This is a genomic window from Pseudomonas sp. FP198 (assembly GCF_030687895.1).
Classification (GTDB): Bacteria; Pseudomonadota; Gammaproteobacteria; order Pseudomonadales; family Pseudomonadaceae; genus Aquipseudomonas.
Genome location: NZ_CP117452.1, coordinates 180,102 through 196,582 on the forward strand (window position 1 = coordinate 180,102; position 16,481 = coordinate 196,582).

Below are 16,481 nucleotides of genomic sequence, written 5' to 3' on the forward strand. Positions count from 1 at the left end.
ATTCAGTGCGCAAAACGCTCGCTCTGTATGGCTATAAAAGGTATTGGTTGAATCTGTATTGAATATGGCCGCCCGCGCATCATGAAAGCTCTGGCTATCCAAGTAAACAGGAGCGATCAAAATGAACGGCTTGAGCGATGTACGGCTGACGTTACACAGCCAGGAACTGGCGGCGGGGCAGGAAAAGGGGCTGCGTGATGCCATGCTGCGCAATGCCCCTTCCGGCTTGAGCCGCTGGGGCCTGTTCTGGCATCGTCTGCATACACGCAAGGCCTTGTTGGAGCTGACAACCGAACAGTTGCGCGATATCGGCCTGAGCCGGGAGCAGGCCCGGGCGGAAGGCTTGAAGCCGTTCTGGCGGCTTTGAATCGTTATCACACAAACCGTGGCGAGGGAGCTTGTTCCCTCGCCACGGTTAAACAGGTTCTTCAATCAAGACAGCTCTTCAACTAGACCAACTCCTTCAACCGGTGCCACAGCATCCCCAGCGCCAACAGCGGCGAGCGCAAATGCTTGCCGCCCGGGAATGTCATGTGCGGTACCTTGGCAAACAGGTCGAACCCACCGCCCTGCTGGCCGCTGATAGCCTCGGCCAACAACTTGCCGGCCAGGTGCGTGGCATTCACCCCGTGACCGGAATAGGCCTGGGCGTAATACACGTTGGGCTGGTCCTTGAGCCGGCCGATCTGCGGCAGGCGGTTGGCGCCGATGCCGATCATCCCGCCCCATTGATAGTCGATCTTCACGTCTGCCAGTTGCGGGAAGACCTTGAGCATTTTCGGCCGCATGTACGCGCCGATGTCTTGCGGGTCTCGGCCGGAATAGTGACAAGCCCCGCCAAACAACAAGCGTCGATCCGCCGAAAGCCGGTAGTAATCCAGCGCGACTCGCTGGTCACAGACCGCCATGTTCTGTGGCAACAGCGCGTTTGCCTGCGCTTCGCTCAGCGGTTCGGTGGCAACGATATAGCTGCCAGCGGGCAGCACTTTGCCGCTCAGCTCCTGGTTCAGGCCGTTGAGGTAGGCATTGCAGCCCAGCACCAGAGTCGTGGCGCGGACCGAGCCTTGTTGAGTGTGTACTTTTACCTGTGGCCCGTAGTCGATGCGTATCACCGCCGATCGTTCGAACAGCCGGACCCCCAGTTGCTGCGCTGCGGCCGCCTCTCCCAACGCCAGGTTGAGCGGATGCAGGTGGCCCGAGCCCATGTCGATCAGGCCACCGACGTAGCGATCCGAGCCCACCACGCTGTGCATTTCATCGGCTTGCAGCAGTCGCGTCTCGTAGCGATAGTCCAAGCTGCGGAGTTCTTCGGCATCCTCGGCGAAACCTTGGAGATCGGCGGGTTTGTTGGCGAGGTCGCAGTAGCCCCAGGTGAGGTCGCAACGAATCTGAAAACGTTCGACCCGCTGGCGGACGATTTCCACCGCTTCGAGCCCCATCAGTTTCATCTGACGCACGCCGTCGGTGCCCACGATTGGCGCAAACTTATCGAGACCATGACCCACGCCGCGAATCAATTGGCCGCCGTTTCGCCCGCTGGCGCCCCAACCGATCTTATGCGCCTCAAGCAGCACCACACTCAGGCCGCGCTCGGCCAGCTCGATGGCCGTGTTCAGCCCGGAGAACCCGCCGCCCACCACGCAGACATCCGCCACCAACTCGCCTTGCAGCACCGGATGGTCCGGCTGCGGCAGGCTGCTGGCGGCGTAGTAGGAGGCGGCGTGCGCGTGGCTCGGGACAGGTTGCTGAACACGGGCGTTCATGTGCGTAATCCTGATTGTTGTGTTTGAGAAATTTTACGGAGCATAAGCCGGGCGTTCCTCAGTCGGCAACATTGGTCGGAGGACGCTGTCTGGCATGGGGCTTTTAAGGCAGAATCCTCAGCTGTCCCGATTCGGTAATGGCCTCGATGAGCTGCAACAGTCAAAAAATCCGCACGCTACGTCAGCAGATTCCTACGTTCGAGTGCGTACCGGGCTGTCATGACTGCTGTGGTCCGGTGACCACCTCGCCCGAAGAAATGGCTCGTTTGCCGCGCAAGAGCCGCGCCGAACAGGACGCGGCCCTGGAGGCGCTCGATTGCGTGCACCTGGGGCCGAACGGTTGCACGGTCTACGATGAAAGGCCGCTGATCTGCCGGTTGTTCGGCACCACCGCGACCTTGCCATGCCCTAATGGGCGGCGACCGGTGGAGCTGATTCATCCGCGGGTCGAGAAGCAGATTCATGAGTACATGGCCAGCACTCGGCAGGTGTTGGTCTAGCCGCCAAGGGAAATCGGGTCGCGGCCTTCGCGAGCAGGCTCGCTCCCACAAGGGATCTCCTGTTGCTCGCAAGAAGTGTTCGTCACTGTCCGTGTGGGAGCGAGCCTGCTCGCGAAGGCGGTCTGAAGCCAACCGTCAATCCGGAATCGGCAGGTTCAGGCTCTCCTTCACTTCCTCCATCACGATGTAGCTCTTGGACTCACGAACGTGGGGCAGCTTGAGCAGGATGTCGCCCAGCAGCTTGCGGTACGAGGCCATCTCGGAAATCCGCGCCTTCACCAGATAGTCGAAATCCCCCGACACCAGGTGGCATTCCAGTACGTGAGGCAGCTTCAGCACGGCGCGTCGGAACTCTTCGAACGTGTCGCCGGATTTGTAGTCAAGGCTGATCTCGACGAACACCAGCAGGCTGCCCTTCAAGTGCTGCGGATTGAGCCGGGCGTTGTAGCCCATGATGATCCCTTCGCGCTCAAGCCGTCGCACCCGCTCGGTGCAGGGCGTGGTGGAGAGGCCGACCTTTTCCCCCAGCTCGGTGAAAGAAATTCGCCCGTCGGCCTGGAGGATACGCAGGATATTCCGGTCGATCTTGTCCAGCTCGCGTTTGGTCTGGGTATTGGTACGCACAGGTGATGCGCCTCCGTGAAAAGGGTTTTTGCCGAGAATTCTCGCCAAATATAGGCATTTATATAGTGAAAAGCACTGGCTGATCTTTCTTACACTGCGCGCATCTAAGCTTTGTATAACAAACGTCAGCGGTTATCCGCGATGAGGGTTTCAACATGCGCGTTCTGGTCTTGGGTAGCGGCGTCATCGGTACCGTCAGTGCTTACTATCTGGCCCGTGCCGGGTTTGAAGTGGTGGTGGTCGACCGTCAACCGGCGCCAGCCATGGAAACCAGCTTCGCCAACGCTGGCCAGGTATCGCCGGGCTACGCCTCGCCGTGGGCCGCGCCGGGTGTGCCACTCAAGGCCATCAAATGGCTGCTGCAGCGTCACGCGCCGCTGGCAATCAAGGCCACCGCCGACATCGACCAGTACCTGTGGATGGCGCAGATGCTGCGCAACTGCACCGCCAGCCGCTATGCGATCAACAAGGAGCGCATGGTTCGCCTGTCCGAGTACAGCCGTGACTGCCTCGACGAATTGCGCGCCGAAACCGGCATCGCCTACGAAGGTCGCAGCCTGGGGACTACCCAATTGTTCCGCACCCAGGCCCAGCTCGATGGCGCGGCCAAGGATATCGCCGTGCTCAAGGAGTCGGGCGTGCCGTTCGAAGTGCTCGATCGCGAAGGCATCGCCCGCGTCGAGCCGGCCCTGGCCAATGTCACCGACATTCTGGCCGGTGCCTTGCGCCTCCCTAACGACCAGACCGGCGATTGCCAGATGTTTACCACGCGCCTGGCGGAAATGGCTGTGAAGCTCGGCGTACAATTTCGCTTCGATCAGAACATCGAGCGCCTGGATTTTGCCGGGGATCGCATCAATGGCGTCTGGATCGACGGCAAGCTGGAAACCGCCGACCGTTACGTCCTGGCCTTGGGCAGCTATTCGCCGCAATTGCTCAAGCCGCTGGGTATCCGCGCGCCGGTGTATCCACTCAAGGGCTATTCCCTGACCGTGCCGATCACCAACGCGGCGATGGCGCCGACTTCGACCATCCTCGACGAAACCTACAAGGTCGCGATCACCCGGTTCGACAACCGGATTCGCGTCGGCGGCATGGCGGAAATCGCCGGTTTTGACCTCTCGCTCAACCCGCGTCGGCGTGAAACCCTGGAGATGATCGTCAACGACCTTTATCCTCAGGGCGGCGACCTGGCCCAGGCCAGTTTCTGGACCGGCCTGCGCCCGACTACCCCGGACGGCACGCCGATCGTTGGCGCCACGCCGTTCAGGAATCTGTTCCTCAATACCGGCCACGGCACCCTCGGGTGGACCATGGCCTGTGGTTCCGGTCGCCTGCTGGCAGACCTGATGGCGAAGAAAAAGCCGCAGATCAGCGCCGAAGGCCTCGATATTTCCCGTTATGGCAGTAAACCTCAGGAGTCCGCTAAACATGGCAATCCAGCGCCAGCTCACCAATGACCGCATGAGTCAGGTCGTTGTGCACAACGGCACCGTTTACCTGGCCGGGCAGGTCGGCGACGACATGAGCGCCGGTATCGAACAGCAGACCCGTGAGACCTTGGCCAATATCGAGCGTCTGCTGGACCTGGCCGGGACCGACAAGAGCCGCCTGCTGTCGGTGACGATCTACCTGAAGGACATCGACGCCGATTTTCAAGGCATGAATGCGGTGTGGGACAAATGGCTGCCCAAGGGCGTCGCCCCGGCCCGCGCCACTGTCGAGGCCAAATTGTGCGAACCGCAGATTCTGGTCGAGCTGTCCGTCGTCGCCGCGCTGCCCTGACATCTGTCGAAAAGCTCCCTCTCCCGGCGCCGTTGATGGCTGATGCCGTCAGCCTGCGCCGGTTTTTTTACCCATGACCGCCTAGAAGCCTGCCGCCATGCGTCCTGCCCGTGCCCTGATCGATCTCCAAGCCCTGCGTCACAACTACCAACTGGCCCGTGAGGTCACCGGGGCCAAGGCCCTTGCGGTGATCAAGGCCGACGCCTACGGGCATGGCGCGGTACGCTGCGCCGAGGCTTTGCAGGAGACGGCGGATGGGTTCGCCGTGGCCTGCATTGAAGAAGCCCTGGAGCTGCGCGCCGGTGGTATACGTGGGCCGATCCTGTTGCTCGAAGGGTTCTTCGAGGCCGATGAGCTGGCATTGATTGTCGAGCATGACTTCTGGTGTGTGGTGCATGCGTTGTGGCAACTCGAAGCGATAGAGCGCGCGACGCTGGGCAAGCCGATCACGGTCTGGCTCAAGCTCGACTCGGGCATGCATCGGGTCGGCTTGCATCCGGCCGACTACCAGTCGGCTTACCGTCGCCTGCTGGCCAGTGGCAACGTGGCAAAAATCGTCTTGATGAGCCACTTCGCCCGCGCCGACGAACTGCACGACCCCAGCAGTCTGCAACAGTTGGCGGTATTCGATCAGGCTCGCCAAGGCTTGGTGGCCGAGGTCAGTTTGCGCAATTCGCCGGCGGTGCTGGGTTGGCCGCAGATACCGAGCGATTGGGTGCGGCCGGGCATCATGCTGTACGGCGCGACACCGTTCGACGAGGCCAATGCCGTGGCTTCGCGCCTGCAACCGGTGATGACGTTGGAGTCGAAGATCATCAGCGTGCGCGAGCTTCCCGCTGGCGAACCGGTGGGATACGGCGCTCGTTTCGTTACCGCCCAGCCGACCCGGGTCGGCGTGGTCGCCATGGGCTATGCCGACGGTTACCCGCGCCAGGCGCCCAACGGTACGCCGGTGCTGGTGGATGGTCAGCGCAGCCAGCTGGTCGGGCGGGTCTCGATGGACATGCTGTGTGTCGACCTGAGCCATATTCCCCAGGCCGGTCTCGGCTCGACCGTCGAACTCTGGGGCAAGAACATTCTCGCCAGCGATGTGGCGCAGGCCGCCGACACTATTCCTTACCAGATCTTCTGCAACCTGCGACGTGTCCCACGGCTCTATTCCGGGACCTGAGACCAGGCGCCGCCTACCGGAAGTCGCTTCACCGCACAGGATTCGGGTCAAAGTGTTGTAAATACTGAACGCTGTCGCCATGATAACGCTCACTTTCCACACAACCTGATTCCCTGGAGGCTCCAGCATTGGACGTCGGTGAACGACTGCAATCCATACGTAAACTCAAAGGCCTTTCCCAGCGTGAACTCGCCAAGCGCGCGGGCGTCACCAACAGCACTATTTCGATGATCGAGAAAAACAGCGTGAGCCCCTCGATCAGCTCGCTGCGCAAGGTCCTTGGCGGGATTCCCATGTCCATGGTCGAGTTTTTCTCCGAAGAGATCCTCCAGGAGAAACCGACCCAGATCGTCTATAAAGCCAACGAACTGATCGACATCTCCGACGGCGCCGTGACCATGAAACTGGTGGGCCGGGCGCATCCGAGCCGGGCGATCGCCTTCCTCAACGAAATCTATCCGCCTGGCGCCGACACCGGTGACGAAATGCTCACCCACGAGGGCGAGGAAACCGGGATCCTGGTGGAAGGGCGACTGGAACTGGTGGTGGGCGCAGAAACCTTCGTGCTCGAGGCTGGCGACAGCTACTATTTTGAAAGTACCAAGCCACATCGTTTCCGCAATCCGTTCGACGTGCCGGCGCGACTGATCAGCGCAGCCACTCCGGCGAATTTCTAGACCAAGAGGCGCCAGGCCCGCACGCCACAGGCGCCCGCATGTTGGGCTGTCATGACAAACAAGACCCTTGTGACTTTGGGGTTGTTTCAGAGTGACAGGCTTACCGCTATACTTGCGCCCGCCTGCAAACCGTGGCCGCAGGCGTGACTAGCCACCATTGAGGGTGTACGCGTGAACCTAATTATGAAAATGCTGGCTGCACCAGCAACCGTATTGGCCCTATGGGCTGCGAGCGCTCAAGCGGCGCCGAACGACGAAATCGCCAAGCGCCTTGAACCCGTTGGCCAGGTTTGTGTTCAGGGCAAGGAATGCAAAGGCATGGAAGTGGCCACTGCAGCAGGCGGCGCAGGCGGCGCCAAGGCACCCAAAGACGTCATTGCCAAGCATTGCAACGCCTGCCACGGCACCGGCCTGCTGGGCGCTCCGAAAATCGGTGACAAGGCGGCCTGGAAAGAGCGCGCCGATCACCAGGGCGGCCTCGATGGTATTCTCGCCAAGGCAATTACTGGCGTAAACGCCATGCCGCCCAAAGGCACTTGCGCCGACTGCTCCGATGAGGAACTCAAGGGCGCGATCAAAGAGATGTCCGGCCTGTAATTCGCCAGCATCTTTCACGAAAAAGCCGCTTTCGAGCGGCTTTTTTGCGCCTGGAGTTTTTTCCAGGGCTGTTCATCGCAACCAAGACCCGGCAAGCTCGGTCCAACCCACATTCATTGAATGTCCCGGAGGGTCGGATGGTGCAGTTGTGTTCAATCGAACAGGCAGTGGATGACGTGCTCGAGCGCTTGCCCGCGCATATCCACCTGGGCATGCCATTGGGGCTGGGCAAGCCCAACCTGTTCGCCAACGCGCTGTACCGGCGCATCGCCCAACTGCCCGAGCGGCAGCTGACTATCTACACGGCATTGAGCCTGGGTCGACCGAGCCTGGGCGATGGTCTGCAGAAACGTTTCCTCGAGCCCTTCGTCGAGCGGGTCTTCGGCGACTATCCCGAACTCGATTACCTTGCCGATCTGCAACGCGACAGCCTGCCGGCAAACATCCGCGTGCAGCAATTCTTCATGCAGCCCGGTAGCCTGCTGCACAGTGCAGCGGCGCAGCAGGACTACGTCAGCAGCAACTACAGCCACGCGGCGCGGGACATCAACGCGGCCGGCCTGAACCTGATCGCGCAATTGCTGGCGAGCGACCCGGAACATCCGGATCGCCTCAGCCTGAGCTGCAACCCGGACATCACCCTGGACCTGTTGCCGATGATTGCCAGGCGACGCGAGGCGGGCGAGACCATCCTCATGGTCGGGCAGGTCCACAGCGAATTGCCCTACATGCCCGGTGATGCAGAAATCGGCATTGACGCTTTCGACCTGCTGATCGACGAGAAGGACAGCCACACGCTGTTCTCCACGCCGAACATGCCGGTGGGGTTCCAGGACCATTTGATCGGCCTGCATGCCAGCACCCTGGTGCGTGACGGCGGTACGTTGCAGATTGGCATCGGCTCCATGGGCGATGCGTTGACGGCGGCGCTATTGGCGCGCCAGGCCGATAACGCCGGTTACCAGGCGTTGCTGGCGGATCTGAATCTCAGCCAGTGGGCGCAGTTGATCGAGCGAGAGGGCGGGACCGAGCCGTTTGCCAAAGGGCTGTACGGTTGCAGCGAAATGTTCGTCAACGGTTTGCTGGTGTTGGCGGAGGCCGGGATTATCCGGCGCAAGGTCTATCCCGATGAGCCGACCCAGGAGCAGGCGAACGCCGGAACACTCGACGAGGCGGCGCAACCCGACGGCATTTGCATCCATGGCGGGTTCTTCCTCGGCCCGGGCAGCTTCTACGAGCGCTTGCGCGAGTTGCCGCAAAGCCGCCGCTTCGAATTCAACATGACGCGCATCAGCTACATCAACGAGCTGTACGGCCAGGAGCAACTCAAGCGCCTGCAGCGGCTTGATGCGCGGTTCATCAACACGGTGTTCACCATGACACTGATGGGCGCCGGGGTGGCTGACCAACTGGAAGACGGGCGGGTGCTCAGCGGTGTGGGTGGGCAATACAACTTTGTTGCCCAGGGGCATGCGCTGGAAGGGGCGCGCTCGATCCTGCTGCTGCGCAGTTGGCGCGAGTCAGGTGGCGTGGTCAGTTCCAACATCGTCTGGGAATACGGTCATTGCACGATTCCCCGGCACCTGCGAGACATCGTCGTGACCGAGTACGGCATTGCCGACCTGCGCGGCAAGACCGACGCGGCGGTGATCGAGGCATTGCACAACATCAGCGATTCACGCTTCCAGCCGGGGCTGATCGAGCAGGCCCAGAGCGCCGGCAAATTGCCGAAGGATTTCCGTCTCGACCCACGTTTCGCCGACAACACGTCGGAGCGTTTGCAGGCGATCCAGGCGCGGCATCCCAATCTGTTCCCGGAGTATCCGTTGGGCTGCGATTTCGATGGGCTGGAGCGGGATCTGCTGCGAGCGCTGAACTGGCTCAAGAGCAAGTTCAAGCTCACCGAGATCCTGGAGTTGGGCAAGGCCGCGCTGGATGCGCCGGAGCCTTGGGAGTTTGCCGGGCATCTGGAGCGGATGCAGCTGACCAGTCCGGAGGGGCTCAAGGAAGAGTTGGCCCAGCGGTTGTTGCTGGCCGGGCTCAAGGCGACTGTGCAACAACAATCAGCCTGACCCCTGTGGGAGCGAGCTTGCTCGCGATGGCGGTGTATCTGCTAAATAAAATGTGTCTGACAGACCGCTATCGCGAGCAAGCTCGCTCCCACAGGGAATATGGGAGATCAGTCGATGAAGGTCACAACCCCGCCCGCCAGCGACTTCACTCGCGCCAACGACTCGACGCGGTAGCCCTGGGCATCCAGCTCGGCGCGGCCACCCTGGAAGGATTTCTCGATCACGATACCCAGCCCGGCCACGGTAGCGCCGGCCTGCTTGATGATGGAAATCAGCGCCTGGGAGGCTTTGCCGTTGGCCAGGAAGTCATCGATGATCAGCACTCGGTCGCTGCTGGTCAGGTGGCGCGGGCTGATGGCGACGGTGCTTTCGGTCTTCTTGGTGAACGAATACACGGTGGCGGACAACAGGTTTTCCGTCAGGGTCAGCGACTGCTGTTTGCGCGCGAAGATCACCGGCACGCCAAGGTTCAGCCCGGTCATGATCGCCGGGGCGATGCCCGAGGCCTCGATGGTGACGATCTTGGTGATGCCCGAATCCTTGAACAGCGCGGCGAATTCATCGCCGATCAGCTTCATCAACTGCGGGTCGATCTGGTGGTTGAGGAACGCATCAACCTTCAGGACCTGATCGGAAAGCACGATGCCTTGTTCACGAATTTTCTGGTGCAGGGCTTCCATGAAGCCTCCTCTGATGACGCGTCGGCGCCTGAAGTCAGTGAAAAATAATCGATTCTAGCGCTTCAACATCGCGCGTATATCCGCCAGGGCGCTGTTGCCGCGAACGGCTTTGACTTCCGTCGGCGTGTCGTCGTTGCCTTCCCAGGCCAGGTCGTCCGGTGGCAGCTCATCGAGAAAACGGCTCGGGGCGCAGTCGATCACTTCGCCGTACTGCTTGCGCTTGGCGGCGAAGGTGAAGGCCAGCGTCTGGCGCGCCCGGGTAATCCCGACGTAGGCCAGGCGCCGTTCTTCTTCAATGGTGTCGGCTTCGATGCTGGAGCGGTGCGGGAGGATTTCCTCTTCCATACCCATGATGAACACGTAGGGGAATTCCAGGCCCTTGGAGGCGTGCAGCGTCATCATCTGCACGCCTTCGGCGCCTTCTTCCTCTTCCTGCTGCCGCTCGAGCATATCCCGCAAAACGAGCTTGCCGATGGCGTCCTCGACGGTCATGTCGCCGTCTTCATCCTTTTCCAAAGTGTTTTTCAGCGCTTCGATCAGGAACCAGACGTTGCCCATGCGGTAGTCGGCGGCCTTGTCGCTGGAGCTGTTGGTGCGCAGCCAGTTTTCATAGTCGATGTCCATGACCATGCTGCGCAGCGCCGCAATCGGATCTTCGCCGGCACACTGCTCGCGGACCTTGTCCATGAAGCGTTTGAAGCGCGCCAGGCGATCGGTGAAGCGGCTGTCCAGGTGCTCGCCCAAGCCGATTTCATCGGTGGCGGCGTACATCGAGATCTTGCGCTCGGTGGCGTAGTTGCCGAGTTTTTCCAGGGTGGTCGAACCGATTTCCCGGCGTGGCACGTTGATCACCCGCAAGAAGGCGTTATCGTCGTCCGGGTTCACGATCAGGCGGAAGTAGGCCATCAGGTCCTTCACTTCCTGGCGTCCGAAGAAGCTATTGCCCCCCGACAGACGATAGGGGATCTGGTGATGCTGCAACTTCAGCTCGATCAGCTTGGCCTGGTAGTTGCCGCGATAGAGGATCGCAAAATCGCTGTAAGGCCGGTCGGTGCGCAGGTGCAGGCTGAGGATTTCCATGGCCACGCGCTCGGCTTCGGCGTCTTCGTTGCGGCAACGGATCACACGGATTTCGTCGCCGTGGCCCATTTCGCTCCACAGCTGCTTTTCGAATTCGTGGGGGTTGTTGGAGATCAGCACGTTGGCGCAGCGCAGGATGCGGCTGGTGGAGCGATAGTTCTGCTCCAGCATCACCACCTTGAGCGATGGATAGTCTTCCTTGAGCAACATCAGGTTTTCCGGCCGCGCGCCGCGCCAGGCGTAGATCGACTGGTCATCGTCGCCGACCACGGTGAACTGGTTGCGTTTGCCGATCAGCAGTTTCACCAGCAGATACTGGCTGGCGTTGGTGTCCTGGTATTCGTCCACCAACAGGTAACGGACTTTGTTCTGCCATTTTTCGAGGATGTCGGCGTGGTCCTGGAACAGCTTGACCGGCAGCAGGATCAGGTCGTCGAAGTCCACCGCATTGAAGGCCTTGAGGGTGCGCTGGTAGTGGGCGTAGACGATGGCGGCGGTCTGTTCCTTGGGGTTACGGGCGTTCTCCAGGGCTTCGGGCGGCAGGATCAGGTCGTTTTTCCAGGCGCCGATCATGTTCTTGATCTCGTCGACGCCGTCGTCGCCCGAGTATTCCTTCTGCATGATGTCGGTCATCAAGGCCTTGACGTCGGTCTCGTCGAAAATCGAGAAGCCCGGCTTGTAGCCCAGTCGCGCGTGTTCCTTGCGAATGATGTTCAGGCCCAGGTTGTGGAACGTACAGACCGTCAGGCCGCGGCCTTCGCCGGCGCGCAACAGGCCGCCGACCCGTTCCTTCATTTCCCGCGCGGCCTTGTTGGTGAAGGTCATCGCGACGATGTACTGGGCGCGGATGCCGCAATTCTGGATCAGGTGCGCGATCTTGCGGGTGATCACGCTGGTCTTGCCGGAGCCTGCACCGGCGAGCACCAAAAGAGGGCCGCCGACATAGTTCACGGCTTCTTGCTGCCGGGGATTGAGTCGGGACATGACAGGGTTCAGGGAGTCGTTTGCGAAATGGGCCGGCATTTTAACAGGCTCTGAGATTTGTGCTGCTCTGTCCGACTTGTGACGCTGCACATCATCTTCAATTGCCGCTTTTGTTACTTTCCCTCAGGATGCGGACGGGATTTGGGTCTAACGTTCGTTTTTAAGGTGAAAAACCGTCAAAACCGAGTGTTTGAGAACCATTGGCATTGGTGATTGCCTGTCGGCGAGTCATAATGCCCCGCGCCTACCACCTTGCAGAGTCTAGGGAGTCAGCTTGTCTACGCCTGTCGAACCCTTGCGTTTGCTGTTATTGGCCGAAACGCCTGAGTGGTCAGCGATATTGCGCGAGTGCCTGGTGCCCATGGGCCCGTCGATCGTGTTGCTCAGCGCCCCAAGCTGGGAGTCGGTCAGCAGCCTGTTCGAAGACAACCGCAATGCGGTCCTGTTGACTGTCGCTGCTTTGCAGCCGGCGCCCGGTCGTTGCCGCCTGCCAACGGTCCTGTTGCTTGAGCACGAACCGGCGACTCCCCCCGATGGTGTCAGCGACTGGCTGGTGCGTGACGTACTTGATGAGGCGACCCTGCGTCGTTGCCTGCGTCATGTAAGGGAGCGCGGGGTGTTGGAAAACACTCTGCAACGGCTCGCCGAGCAGGATCCGTTGACCGGCATCGCCAACCGCCAGGGCTTCCAGACCCTGTTGGCGGCACGCCTGGCTGAAAACGAAGGCCGTGGCCTGGCGCTCGGCCATCTGGATCTGGATAATTTTCGTCACGCCAACGACGCGCTCGGTCATCAGGCCGGCGACCGTCTCATCCTGCAGGTGGTCTCGCGGCTCAAGGGCGCGCTGGAAGTCGGTGATCAACTGGCGCGGCTGGGCAGCGACGAATTTGCCCTGCTGATCGATACCCGCCGCGCGCCCCAGCGGGCCGAGTGGATGGCCGAGCGCATCACCGAAGCCATGGCCGAACCCTACTGGGTCGATGGCGAAAGCCTGCTGATCGGCTGCAGCCTGGGGATCGCCCACGCTCGCGCCCAGGCTGGTGCCGACCCGCTGATGTGGCACGCGCATATCGCCATGCAGCAGGCCAAGAGCACGCAAGGCTGCACCTTTCATATCTTCAATGAACGCATCAATCGCAACGCCCGCAGTCTCGCCGACCTGGAAAGCGAACTGCGCCGGGCGCTGCGTCGCGACGAACTGGAATTGCATTACCAGCCGCGGCTGAATCTTGCCGATGGCACTATCGTCGGCCTCGAAGCCCTGGTGCGCTGGCGTCACGGCGAGCGCGGGCTCCTGCCGCCGAGCGAATTCGTGCCGCTGGCCGAGCAGAGCGGGCTGATCGTACCGTTGGGCTACTGGGTGATTTCCCGCGCGCTACGAGACATGCAGGCCCTGCGCGAGCGCGGGCTGGCGCCGCTGCACATGGCGATCAACCTGTCGTTCCGGCAATTCCAGGACAGCCAGCTGCTGCCGACCTTGAGTCGGTTGATCAGCGAACGGGGTGTCGAGGCCCAGTGGCTGGAGTTCGAACTCACCGAAACCGCCGTCATGCGTCGCAGCGAAATGGTCAAGCAGACCATGGATGCCTTGGGCCGCCTGGGCGTGCGGTTCTCCCTGGACGATTTCGGCACCGGATTTTCCTCCTTCGTGCACCTCAACAGCCTGCCCATCGCCCTGCTCAAGATCGACAAGAGTTTTGTTGGCGGCATGGAGCAGCGTGAAGAGAACCGCAAGCTGGTGCACGCGATGATCAACCTGGCCCACAACCTCAATCTTGAAGTCGTGGCCGAAGGCGTCGAGACCCGTGAACAGATGGGTCTGCTGCGGGGTTTCGGTTGCGATCAGGTGCAGGGCTTCCTGATCAGCAAGCCGCTGCCGTTGATGGAGTTGGTTGAATATCTGACGTTTGAAGGTGGCCAGGCGACGCAGGAAGTCGTGAGCTGACGCAATTCCTGTGGGAGCGAGCCTGCTCGCTCCCACAGGGGAAATGTTTCACTTGGCCTGGATGGCCTCGAAGCTCTGCTGCCCCGGCTCACGACGAATCATCCGCTTCATCTTCCATTCGAATGCCCACGTCAGGCTTACGGCCGCGCACGCCAGCCCCAGGGCCAGGCCCCACCAGACACCAGTCGGCCCCCAGTTCAAATGAAAGGCCATCCACCACGCAGCGGGCGCGCCAATCAGCCAGTAGCAACCCAGGCCCACCAGGAAGGTGGTCTTGGCGTCCTTCAGGCCACGGATACAGCCCATGGCAATGGTTTGCGTACCGTCGAACAGCTCGAACCACGCCGCCACGGCCAGCAGGCTCACAGCCAGGTCGATCACCGGGCGGAACGCCGGGTCATTGTGATCCAGGAACAAACCGATCAGTTGATTGGGCAGCAGCCAGAACACCATGGCGAAGGCCAGCATCGCCGCTGCGCCAAAGCCGATCCCGACCCGTCCGGCCAGGCGCGCCATGAGTAATTGCCCCGCGCCGTAATGCTGGCCGATGCGCATGGTGATCGCGTACGACATGCCCGCCGGAACCATGAATGCCACCGAGACGATTTGCAGAGCGATCTGGTGCGCAGCCAACGGCGTGCTGCCCATGGTCCCCATGCACAGCGCGGCGAACGCGAACAACCCGACTTCCACGGCGTAGGTACCGCCAATCGGCAGGCCCAGGCGCCACAGTTCCTTGAGGTATTGGCGATTGGGCCGCGACAGGCCTTCAAGCAATGGATAGGCGCGGTAGGCCGGGTGCCGGTGGATGTGCCAGGCGAGCACCAGGGCCATGCAGTTGGCAACGATCGCCGTCACCAGGCCGATCCCCATCAGGCCGAGCTTCGGCAAGCCGAACATGCCGGTGATGAGCGCGTAGTTGAGCAGGAAGTTGGCCACCGTGCCGCCGAGGCTGATCACCATGACCGGCGTGGCCCGGCCGATCGCGCTGGTAAATCCACGCAGGGCCATGAAACTCAGGTAGCCGGGCAGGGCGAACGGCAACACCAGCAGGAACTGGCCGGCGGCGAGGACGTTGGTTTCAGTCTGGCCGAACAACAGCAGCACCGGCTTGAGGTTCCACAACAGCAACCCGGCCACCAGCGCCATCAACCAGGCCAGCCATAACCCGGCCTGGGTCAGCCGGGTGGCGCCTTCAATATCACCAGCGCCCTGGCGGATCGCGACCAGCGTACCGACTGCGGCGATCACGCCGATGCAGAAAATCGACACGAACGAGTAACTCGCCGCCCCCAGGCCGCCACCGGCCAAGGCTTCGGGACTCAGGCGCGCCATCATCAAGGTGTCGGTCAGCACCATCAGCATGTGCGCCAACTGCGAAGCAATCAACGGCCCCGCCAGCCGCAGGATGGCCCAGAGTTCGGTACGCACCGGATGCCGCATGATCATCACGCTCCATGTTCAAACAAGGCAGTAAGACGTCGATTCTCGGCGCTTGCGGTGGTTTGCACAAAAGGATAAATCCGATTGCTGGCATGATTAAAACTCATGCTGGGCAAATCTTCTGATAGGGTTCGAAAAAAGCCACAGGAGCCTTTCCGATGTCTCGTCGCCTCCCTCCTCTTTATGCGTTGCGGGCATTCGAAGCGGCGGCGCGATACAGCTCGTTTACCCGGGCCGCTGAAGAACTGTCGATTACCCAGAGCGCGGTCAGCCGGCACATTCGCACGCTCGAAGAGCACTTCGCCTGTCGGCTGTTTCAGCGCAGCGGCCGCAACCTGCAACTGACCGAGGCGGCACGCCTGCTGCTGCCGGGCGTGCGGGAGGGTTTCATGGCGCTGGAGCGGGCTTGCCATACCTTGCACGGCGAGGACGGGATTTTGCGCATGAAGGCTCCGTCGACCCTGACCATGCGTTGGTTGCTGGCGCGCCTGAGCCGCTTTCGGCATCTGCAACCCGGCAACGAAGTGCAATTGACCAGCGCCTGGATGGATGTCGACTCGGTGGACTTCAACACCGAGCCGTTCGACTGCGCGGTTCTGCTGGGCAACGGGCACTTTCCGGCGGACTGGGAGGCGAGTCTGCTGTTTCCCGAGGAGTTGATTCCGGTCGGCGCACCGACTCTGCTCAACGACCAGCCTTGGGACGTGACGCGGCTGGCCAGCGCCGAGCTGCTGCACCCTACGCCGGATCGCCGGGACTGGCGCAACTGGCTGCAGCGCATGGGGCTGGCGGACAAGGTTTCGCTCAAGGGCGGCCAGGTATTCGATACGCTGGAACTGGGCATGATCGCTGCCGCGCGGGGCTATGGTGTGTCCATGGGCGATTTGTTGATGGTCGCCGAGGACGTTGCCCAGGGACGCTTGAGTCTGCCGTGGCCTACGGCTGTTGCCAGCGGCGAGCACTATTACCTCGTCTGGCCGAAGACCCGCCCTGGAGGTGAACGTTTGCGCAGGCTCAGCGATTTTCTCCAGGGCGAGGTAAGCGCCATGCAACTGCCCGACGTGAAACGCCTGGCCTGAAGGAACAACAGGCCCCGCTGGCGACTTGGCTTTATTCCTTCCAAAGCGCTCAAGTATTCGGTTTTGCGGCCGAATCCGTGA

At 61.5% G+C, this 16,481-nt stretch carries 15 protein-coding genes; 10 read left to right on the top strand and 5 right to left on the bottom strand.

Annotated features, from left to right (window positions below; all coding sequences use genetic code 11):
- Positions 1-121: 121 nt before the first annotated feature.
- Positions 122-367, top strand: coding sequence for a DUF1127 domain-containing protein (locus PSH78_RS00840; RefSeq protein WP_305497928.1), 246 nt, complete (start codon positions 122-124; stop codon positions 365-367).
- Positions 368-449: 82 nt separating this feature from the next.
- On the opposite strand, the gene PSH78_RS00845 is transcribed toward PSH78_RS00840, so the two are convergent.
- Positions 450-1,763 carry an FAD-binding oxidoreductase gene (locus tag PSH78_RS00845; protein WP_305497929.1) on the bottom strand — a complete coding sequence of 438 codons (1,314 nt, stop codon included), beginning with the start codon at positions 1,761-1,763 and terminating at the stop codon, positions 450-452.
- A gap of 146 nt (positions 1,764-1,909) precedes the next feature.
- On the opposite strand from PSH78_RS00845, the gene PSH78_RS00850 reads away from it, so the two are divergent.
- On the top strand, positions 1,910-2,263 hold the full coding sequence (locus PSH78_RS00850; protein ID WP_198796221.1) for a YkgJ family cysteine cluster protein: 354 nt from the start codon (positions 1,910-1,912) through the stop codon (positions 2,261-2,263).
- A gap of 135 nt (positions 2,264-2,398) precedes the next feature.
- Here the strand turns inward: PSH78_RS00850 and PSH78_RS00855 are convergent, their stop codons facing one another.
- Positions 2,399-2,887 (bottom strand): Lrp/AsnC ligand binding domain-containing protein, encoded by a 489-nt coding sequence (locus PSH78_RS00855; RefSeq protein WP_003206849.1) that lies wholly within the window; start codon positions 2,885-2,887, stop codon positions 2,399-2,401.
- A gap of 155 nt (positions 2,888-3,042) precedes the next feature.
- On the opposite strand from PSH78_RS00855, the gene dadA reads away from it, so the two are divergent.
- From dadA to PSH78_RS00885, 6 genes are all read left to right on the top strand, one after another.
- On the top strand, positions 3,043-4,347 hold the full coding sequence (dadA, locus tag PSH78_RS00860; RefSeq protein WP_305497930.1) for a D-amino acid dehydrogenase: 1,305 nt from the start codon (positions 3,043-3,045) through the stop codon (positions 4,345-4,347).
- A complete protein-coding gene (locus PSH78_RS00865) occupies positions 4,319-4,672 on the top strand; it encodes a RidA family protein (RefSeq protein WP_305497932.1) in 354 nt (117 codons plus the stop codon). Before dadA ends, PSH78_RS00865 begins: the two co-directional genes overlap by 29 nt.
- 97 nt (positions 4,673-4,769) lie before the next feature.
- Positions 4,770-5,843, top strand: coding sequence for an alanine racemase (gene alr, locus PSH78_RS00870; RefSeq protein ID WP_305497934.1), 1,074 nt, complete (start codon positions 4,770-4,772; stop codon positions 5,841-5,843).
- 128 nt (positions 5,844-5,971) lie between these two features.
- On the top strand, positions 5,972-6,520 hold the full coding sequence (locus PSH78_RS00875; protein WP_030138196.1) for a cupin domain-containing protein: 549 nt from the start codon (positions 5,972-5,974) through the stop codon (positions 6,518-6,520).
- A 183-nt stretch (positions 6,521-6,703) separates the two neighbouring features.
- Positions 6,704-7,117 (top strand): cytochrome c5 family protein, encoded by a 414-nt coding sequence (locus tag PSH78_RS00880; RefSeq protein WP_039590161.1) that lies wholly within the window; start codon positions 6,704-6,706, stop codon positions 7,115-7,117.
- A gap of 137 nt (positions 7,118-7,254) precedes the next feature.
- Positions 7,255-9,189 carry an acetyl-CoA hydrolase/transferase C-terminal domain-containing protein gene (locus PSH78_RS00885; protein WP_305497936.1) on the top strand — a complete coding sequence of 645 codons (1,935 nt, stop codon included), beginning with the start codon at positions 7,255-7,257 and terminating at the stop codon, positions 9,187-9,189.
- A gap of 107 nt (positions 9,190-9,296) precedes the next feature.
- Here the strand turns inward: PSH78_RS00885 and PSH78_RS00890 are convergent, their stop codons facing one another.
- Positions 9,297-9,869 (bottom strand): xanthine phosphoribosyltransferase, encoded by a 573-nt coding sequence (locus PSH78_RS00890; RefSeq protein WP_003206836.1) that lies wholly within the window; start codon positions 9,867-9,869, stop codon positions 9,297-9,299.
- Between the two features lie 54 nt (positions 9,870-9,923).
- Complete coding sequence (gene rep, locus PSH78_RS00895; protein WP_305497937.1) at positions 9,924-11,933, bottom strand: DNA helicase Rep; 2,010 nt, start codon at positions 11,931-11,933, stop codon at positions 9,924-9,926.
- A gap of 274 nt (positions 11,934-12,207) precedes the next feature.
- On the opposite strand from rep, the gene PSH78_RS00900 reads away from it, so the two are divergent.
- On the top strand, positions 12,208-13,878 hold the full coding sequence (locus PSH78_RS00900; protein ID WP_305497938.1) for a bifunctional diguanylate cyclase/phosphodiesterase: 1,671 nt from the start codon (positions 12,208-12,210) through the stop codon (positions 13,876-13,878).
- Positions 13,879-13,926: 48 nt separating this feature from the next.
- Here the strand turns inward: PSH78_RS00900 and PSH78_RS00905 are convergent, their stop codons facing one another.
- Positions 13,927-15,321 carry a NorM family multidrug efflux MATE transporter gene (locus PSH78_RS00905; RefSeq protein ID WP_305501428.1) on the bottom strand — a complete coding sequence of 465 codons (1,395 nt, stop codon included), beginning with the start codon at positions 15,319-15,321 and terminating at the stop codon, positions 13,927-13,929.
- A gap of 158 nt (positions 15,322-15,479) precedes the next feature.
- Here PSH78_RS00905 and PSH78_RS00910 point away from each other — a divergent pair, with 158 nt between their 5' ends.
- A complete protein-coding gene (locus tag PSH78_RS00910) occupies positions 15,480-16,400 on the top strand; it encodes a LysR substrate-binding domain-containing protein (RefSeq protein WP_305497940.1) in 921 nt (306 codons plus the stop codon).
- Positions 16,401-16,481: the final 81 nt, after the last annotated feature.